The 7967-nt window shown below is 48.7% G+C and carries 4 protein-coding genes; all 4 read right to left on the reverse strand.

The window, feature by feature from the left end; all coding sequences use genetic code 11:
- On the reverse strand, window positions 1–886 hold an 886-nt coding region (locus tag WBA89_RS29345; RefSeq protein WP_424411143.1), incomplete at its 3' end, for an Hpt domain-containing protein.
- A gap of 60 nt (window positions 887–946) precedes the next feature.
- A complete protein-coding gene (locus tag WBA89_RS29350) occupies window positions 947–1264 on the reverse strand; it encodes a hypothetical protein (RefSeq protein WP_424411144.1) in 318 nt (105 codons plus the stop codon).
- Window positions 1261–1554 carry a type II toxin-antitoxin system RelE family toxin gene (locus tag WBA89_RS29355; RefSeq protein ID WP_424411145.1) on the reverse strand — a complete coding sequence of 98 codons (294 nt, stop codon included), beginning with the start codon at window positions 1552–1554 and terminating at the stop codon, window positions 1261–1263. Before WBA89_RS29355 ends, WBA89_RS29350 begins: the two co-directional genes overlap by 4 nt.
- 237 nt (window positions 1555–1791) lie before the next feature.
- Window positions 1792–7581: a methyl-accepting chemotaxis protein gene (locus WBA89_RS29360; protein ID WP_424411146.1), complete on the reverse strand. Its 5790-nt coding sequence runs from the start codon at window positions 7579–7581 to the stop codon at window positions 1792–1794.
- Window positions 7582–7967: the final 386 nt, after the last annotated feature.

A 7967-nucleotide genomic window follows, 5' to 3' on the forward strand; every position in this document is an offset into this window, starting at 1 on the left:
GGGAGAGGGGGAGAGGGGGAGAGGGGGAGATTGGGAGAGGGGGAGAGGATGCTTGTGATTCGTCTGTGGGTGGGGGGGAGATTTGGGGGAGTTCGTTAGCGCAGCCCTCGAAGAGGATCGCCCTTCCTTCCAATAGCTGCTCTCGTGCGGTTTGCAAGTTTTGGGCGATCGTCCAACCCTCGGACTGCAGGCGTTCTAAAGTCAAATCTGGGGAGTCGATCAAATCTCTGAGGGGTTCGGCGACTTTCCCAAAATCGGGCAATTGCAGCATTCCAGCCAAGCCGGAGAGTTGGTAATAAACCTGGTTGAGGGCGGTGACGCTTTTTGCTAAATCTGCCTCAGAAGCTTGGGAAAGTTCGGTTTCCAGGCGATTGAAAACTGGCGGCAATTCGTGTTCAAAAATTAGTTTCAGGGTTTCCGGGGCTGCCGATCGATCTGCGGCGGGGACTGGTGGCGGTTCTGGCTTGCCGTACTTGGCCTCGAACTCGGCGTGAATTTGGGCGAGATCCTCCAAGTTTGACCTTTGATCTGAAATTGTGACATCCGAGTGCTGAATGGATTCGGCCGCAATCTTTTTGAGAGTATCCACCCCTTGCAGCAAAACAGTTACAGTGGTCGGTTCCAGCGCCGACAAGTCCGTGCGATCGCGCAAAATGACAAAACAGTCCTCCAGCGTGTGAGCCGCCGCCGACACGTTTTGAAAGCCCAACATCGAACCAGCACCTTTAATCGAGTGAGCGGCCCGAAACATTTCTTTAACTGCCGCTTGCCGCTCTTGTAACCCAGCACCTTCCATCGCCAGCAGGTGAGTCTCCATTGACTGGAGAAACTCGCTGGTTTCTGCGGTAAAAGCATCTATTAATTCGTTTAAATCGTCATCATTCATATATAGACTAAGACAAGCGGCCAGTAGTTTTGAACTCTTACCGATAACCTCGGTTCTTGGCTAATCGCTTGAACTCAACGAACTTTCTTTCGTTACTTCCGATTGTAAGCCAAGTTGTTGCCGGACTGCTTGCAATGATTTTCCTCTTTTTGCCTTCGGGCGATCGCTTGGAGGCGGCACATCGTCAGCAGAAATAACTGGCTTTTTTAGAGCAGCAAGGAGTTGGTTTAATTCTTCTTGAAGTTCTTCCACTGATTCTCCAAAAGGTGCGGTTTCTTTTTCAGAGCAGGCTGCGATCGCACCTTTATCGTCATAATACACCGTGCGAATTGTGTACCCGCCATCCTCAAAAAATACTCGATAATCCCAGTTCATCATAGTTTTTCCTCTTCTCCTTGAAATATGTATTTATTCCCCGGCTTGGCAGCTATGCGCTCTATACTGACAATTTTAACTTGCTTTTCAACGTTGTACAAAACGCGATATACCCCCACTCTCAATTCCCATTCTGCTGTATTATTTGGGCGCAGGGGTTTCCGGTTGCGCGTCTCGGTAGTGGGTTCATAACAAAGGTTGGCTTCAATACCGTCAACAATTAGATTCTGTTCGTGTTTCTTAAACCACTGCAAATCCTCAATCGCTTGGTCTGTAAACTCAATCTCAAACACGATAGCCGCACCCTAAAAATATTTCTAAGGAATGAGAATTAAATAACTTGCAATCTTTATTGTTTTTGTGGGATGGGCGTCCCGCCTGTCCAGAAAGGACGGGCGGGACGCCCATCCCACAAACTTGTCTAAATTATTTAATTCACGATCCTAATACTCATCCATCTTACCATTCATCATCGCACACTGCCACAATACCTCGAACCCCGACTTCTTCAAGAAGTCGGGGTTCTAAAATTACGAGCGGAAATTCGCCACCGACTTTTGCAACTTTTCAACAGAACCAGACAAATCGTCCAAAGAAGCTTTGACATCTGAACCTTTTTGGGCAGTTGTATTAGCAATTTCGTTGACTTGCTGCATACTTTTAGAAATTTCCTCAGCCGAAACAGTTTGCTTGGCAGATGCGCGAGTAATATTCTGCACCAAAGCGTTCATTTCTCGACTAACTTCGATAATAGCATTGAGGTGAGTTTTAGCTTCGCTGGCTAGTTTTGTGCCTTCGACTACCTCCAGCGTTCCCGATTCCATTGCCTTCATCACGCGGCTGATTTCTTCTTGAATTGTACCGACAATTTCCGAGATTTCTTCAGTAGCGCCCGCCGATCGCTCTGCGAGTTTCCGCACTTCTTCGGCGACAACCGCAAAACCCAAACCTTGTTCGCCCGCGCGTGCCGCTTCGATAGTAGCATTGAGAGCTAACAAATTGGTTTGCGAGGCAAGTTGAGAAATCGAAGTGACTATTTTACCGATTTGCTGCGAAGATTCGCCCAAACGTTTCATCATTTTGGAAGTAGAGGCGATCGTCAATCGTAGCTCGTTAATGCCTTCAACAGCGCGATCGACTGCAACGCCGCCGGCTTCTGCCGTGTGAGAAGACTGCTGGGCGACTGTTTCGGCGCGCACCGAAACATCTCGCACGTCGCGGATCGAATTCACAATCCGCTCGATTTCCCGCATGATGGCAGATATTTTTGTTGCTTGAACTTCCGCCTGTTGGGTGAGTTGGCTGGTATTGTTAATTGACTCGCCGGTGGCAGATGTTACCTGTTCGGCTAAAGTTTGAATTCCCGTTACTACCTTCCGCAGAGAACCGATCAAGAAGTTGAAGGAGTCGGCGACAGCACCTAAAACATCGTTAGTAACTTCCGCCCTGACAGTCAAATCGCCTTGAGCCGCACCTTTAATTTCTCCCAGCATTTTGAGGACTTGTTGAGTCAGAGAATCGGCTTCTGCTTTGCGTTCTGCAGCTAATTTTTCTAGCCGTTCTTCTGCTTCTTTGCGTTCGGTGATGTCAAAGCGGATGGCGATATATTTGACAATTGTGCCGCTGGTGTCAAAAATTGGGGCGATCGTCGAATCAACCCAGTAAAACGAGCCATCTTTGCCGCGGTTTTTGATTTCGCCTTTCCACACCAAGCCGCGAGAAATTGTCAGCCACATTTCTTGAAAAAATGATTTGGGATGGTAGCCGGAATTGAGAATCCGGTGGTTGCGATTGAGGAGTTCTCCCATGCTGTAACCGGAGATTTGGGTGAATCTGTCGTTGGCGTAGGTAATCAGGCCTTTGAGGTCTGTTTCGCTGACGATCGCAGCTTCGTCTAGAGCGTTTTGCCGCGTTTTGAGTTCTTGCAGCAAGCGTTCCTGTGTCTGGGCCAACTGCTGCATCTGTTGCTGCGATTCTTTTTCTTCAGTGACGTTGCGGCAAACGACTACGCCGCCTTTGATTGCTCCCGTTTCGTCTTTGAGCGGCCTGCCGGTAATTTTCACCCACAGGCCATCGGGCTTGGCTGCGTGGCGGGTAAAAACCTCTATTTCGTCTGGCGATTCTCCTCGAATCGCGCGTGCTAAAGGTATGTCATCTGCGGGATAGGGAGTGACTGTATCTGACAAAAATAAGCCGTATTTTGCCGACCACTCGTCGGGGAGAGCTTCCGTGGAACCCAAGCCGAACATATTTTCAGCGGCGGGGTTGAACAACACAAAATTGCCATTTTCGTCGGCAGCAATTACGCCGTCGCTAATGCTGTCTATTAGCAGTTGCAAAAGATTGCTTTGTTCTCTAAATTCGTCTTCGGAACTTGCTAATTGGGCGGTTGTTTCTTGCAGTTGCACCATCGCCTGTTTGCTTTCGGTAATGTCGCGGGCGACTGCATACATGATCTTTTCTTCTAGTAGCGGTCGCGACTTCCACGACAGCCATTTGTAGGAACCGTCTTTGCACCGATACCGATTTTCAAAAGCGATTGTTTCCGCGCCGCTGGCTATTTTTGCCGTTTCTGCTAAGGTTTTTTCGCAGTCTTCGGGATGGACGAAATCGATAAAAGATTGCTCTTGCATTTCTTCTACGGTGTAGCCGAGAGTTTTTGTCCAAGCGGGATTGAGGCGCTTGAATTTGCCTTCAAAATCGGCTGTGCAAAGCAAGTCGAGGGACAGGGTGAAAAACCGATCGCGCTCTGCTTCGGCTTTTTTGCGATCGGTAATTTCGATCGCCACACCGCCGACACCGATGGGTTTGCCGTTCTCTCCTGCCAAAGGAAAGTAAGACGCTAACCAATCTCGGATAACGCCCGGTTGATTGACGGTTGTTCCCGATACCTCAATGTTTAACAGTGGTTGGTTGTTTGCCAGAACGCCCTGCAAAATCGGCTCTAGAGTATCGACCATTTCGGGTATAACTTCCCTGACGGTTTTGCCGAGGTGTTCAGCAACTGACGGGCCGGTGGTTTCCGCTAATTTCTCGTTGACTTGCACGAAGCGCAATTGGTCGTCAAAAATAAACATGGCGGCCGGAGCAGATGCGAAAAATGCGTCAAAGCGGGATTGACGCAAAACTAATTCTCGTTCTAGAGCTTTGCGATCGCTGATGTCGCGAGCTTCTGGAATCAGCAGCACGACTTTGCCGCTGTCATCTACGATCGGCTTAAGGGAGAAGTCCACAGTCATCACAGCACCTCCAGCAACCAGCACGTCGGCTTCGTAGCGGACAAGTTCGCCGGCGGCGGCGGTGACGACTGCAGCTTCGACTTTTTGCTTGGCTTCTGGGGAAATCTGCCACCACAGATTGTCGGCAAACTGCGTGCCCACGAAGTCTTCGCGCCCTAGTCCGGCGACTGTCAGGGCTGTTTGGTTGGCTTCCAAAACGGTGCCGTCGGGTTCTAGCAGCCCGACTAATTGGAACGATTGGTCAAAAATGGCTCGGAACAGTCTTTCGCGATCGCGCAGCTTTTCTTCAGCGTGTTTGCGATCGCGAATGTCGCGGCTCACAGTTGCGAAGCCAATAGGTTCGCCTGTTTCTGGGTTTTTGAGGGTAAATAGGGTAAAGTCTACGGGAATATTTTCGTCGGTTTGAAAGTTTTTCAACCGGAATTCGCCCTGCCACAAGCCATCCCGTATGGCAGCAGGAACAATCTCTTCTGTGAATATTTTCCCGTCTTCCTTTGAGAAGGCTTCCAATATAGTTTTGGTTTTGAGTTCTTCGATATTTTGAATTCCGTTTAGCTTCATGCCAGCAGGATTCAGGTATATTGACTCTCCCTCCATTGTTCCTACGCCGATAAAATCCGAGCTGGTTTCGACGATCGCAATCAATCTTTGGTTTTCGATTTCAGCAAGCTTGCGCTCTGTAATGTCGTTGTTAATTTCTAAAATTGCTTTGGGTTTTCCCTGTTCGTCCCGCTGCAAAGTCCAGCGGCTGAACACGGTAATTTTGGTTTGATAATTGGTGGTGTGAATCAGTTCTCCTTCCCAATAATCCTGCTGTTCTAGCTGTGCTGTAATTGATGCTAAAGGTTGGGGAAATATCGTGTGAAACAGGCTGTGAGTAACTTTTCCTAAAGCTTCTTGTTTAGTCTGGCCGTAGATTTTCTCAGCGCCTTGGTTCCAGTAATCGATCGTCCCGTCGAGTTCTCGAATAATTAAAGCATCGCTGGCAAGGTCGAGCATTTGCAAGTTTTGCTGCAAGGTTTGTTCGATGCGCTTGCGGTTGGTGATGTTGCGGGCGATCGTTGACATAAATTCAACTTCTCCGCTGTCGGATTTGTGAACAATAATTACTTGAGAAACCGGTATTTCTTCGCCTTCTAAAGTCTGCCAAATTGTCTCGCCGCTCCACGTTCCATCCCGACTAGCTGCGGGGATGCCGACGTTCATAATAGTATCGACACTTTTGGGCGATGTCAGGTCGGAAATGGTGACTTCGGCTAAATTTGCCTCGTCGCCAACTTTTAACATTTCCCTGGCCGCGCGGTTGAGATAAATGGTGTGCTTCTGGGAATCTGCCATCCCTACCCAGTCTGTTGTGGCTTCTAGGATGGCTTTGAGCCGCAGTAGCTGCTGTTGGGATTCGCGGCTTTCTGTGATATCGCGGGCGAAGCCGAGAACGCCTGTAATGTTGCCTTCTGCGTCTTTGAGGGGGAATTTCTGGGTGTCGAAGACGTGTATTTTGCCGTCGGCTAAGGTGGCTGAGCCGTTTGTGCTGTAGGCGTTTTGGCTGTCGGGGCGGAAGTTTTGGATTTGGTTTTGGGAGGCTGTTTGGGTGTGGGTGTTGCCGAAGATGCGATCGGTCTCTATGCCGAGTTCTAAATCGTCTTTGCCGATAATTTCTGCTTGAGCTTTGCCAAAGGCGGCGGCGAAACCTGCATTGACTAGGGCGTAGCGGCTGTCTTGGTTTTTGACGAAGATGCAGTCTGGGGTGGCGTCAATTACTGTCCGCAGCAAACGTTGGGAATTTTCTACTTTTGCCAGTGTCTGCCGCATTTGTTCTTCCATTTCCACGCGCTCGGTGATGTCTCTCATGGCGCAGACGAGGATTTTTCTACCGCACGAATCTAAAAATGTTGATTTTTTTGCGGAAAAAAAGCAGGTGTTTCCGGCTTTGTCGATCGCGGTTTCTTGACTTTCGCTGCTGGTATTTTCCGCAAAGACTAATGAGTCTGTTGCTCTTAATGTGTCGGCTTGCTGTTTGGGCAACAAGTCGTAGTATGATTTGCCAATTAGTTCGGTTCTGCTGCGACCGATGTACTGACAAAATGCGTCGTTTAATGTTACCCAGCAGTGATCTTCGTCTTTGACATAAATCGGATCGGCTATGGTGTTGAGGATATTATTTAAAAATTGTTCTGACGCTTTTAATTGCTCTTGAACTGCGGTGCGATCGCGAACTTCTTGCTGCAATTTGGCGTTGGTTTGCGAAATTTCCTCGGTTCTTTCCTTGACTCGCTGCTCTAGTTCTGCGGTGAGCTGCTGCAATGCCAATTCTGTTTGTTTAATCTGAGTGATGTCGCGACCTTCAGCGATGATTTGAAACACTTCTCCTGTTTCATTTAACAAGGGTTTAAACGACAGGTCAATTACTGTCACCTGGTTGTTGGCTCCGGTGATTTCGTATTCTTCTCGCACAAATTTGCCGCCAGCAACTTGTTGAATATTGGTTTTTAGGCGCTGCTGGTTGGTCGGGGATGCTGCCCACCAAGGTGTGTGCCAAAATTTCAGCCCCAGCACTTCTGATGCTGGGAAATCTCCCAATTTTAGCGCTGTCTGATTTGCTTCGATCAAACTACCGTCTGGCTCTAACAATCCGATGATTTGAAAAGCTTGGTTGAAGATGGCTTGAAATCTCTGGGTAGTTTCGCTGAGGGCTTGTTCTGTTGCTTTTTTGGAGCTGAGAATTTGGGTGGAACCTACTAAGAACTGGTAGCGGTTGGACAAACTCAAAAAGCCGATCGCCGGAATTACAGTTATCCAATCGGAGATTGTTTGCATCACCGGAGAGTGCGGGAGTCCCAGGTATTGGGCGGCATGGCCGCTGTGGCCCAAAGCGCAGCTCAAAAATATGCCTGCTGTGACTGTGGCGAAGATGTCAAACCCAAATTGACGGTTTCGCCACAAACCTAAGCCGATCAGGAAGGCGATCGCAAAGTAACACACACAAATGATACAATTGGCAATCCCAGTTAGCAGCGATGGGGAGAAGTCGGGCAATGTCAGGGTGAATGTGGTTGCGATCGAGCTATAGAGAAGTTTCATGATAAAATTAAGAATTGGCAAATCAAATGCGAGCGATGGAACGATCGATTTTAGATTTTAGATTTTAGATTGACTCCATATTCTTCCTTCTTCCTGATGACGTTGGACGTTCGATGGGGGGAGGACAGCAAAACATGACTAATGACTAATGACTGCTAAGAGGGCGGGCACTCTTGGCACCGCCCCTACCGACTAATGACTAATGACTAATGACTAATGACTGATGACTGCTAAGAGGGCGGGCACTCTTGGCACCGCCCCTACCGACTAATGACTAATGACTGATGACTGATGACTGATGACTGATGACTGATGACTTACCAGCGTTCGGAATGGGCGATCGCTTCGACATCGACTATCATCAGCAAGCGTCCTTCGCAATTGTA

Origin of the sequence: Microcoleus sp., from assembly GCF_049646505.1 — a bacterium.
Classification (GTDB): domain Bacteria; phylum Cyanobacteriota; class Cyanobacteriia; order Cyanobacteriales; family Microcoleaceae; genus Microcoleus.

Excerpts from the sequence above, each read along its gene's own strand:
- WBA89_RS29350 (WP_424411144.1), bottom strand. The coding sequence starts at position 1,264 with ATGATGAACTGGGATTATCGAGTATTTTTTGAGGATGGCGGGTACACA.
- WBA89_RS29360 (WP_424411146.1), bottom strand. The coding sequence starts at position 7,581 with ATGAAACTTCTCTATAGCTCGATCGCAACCACATTCACCCTGACATTG.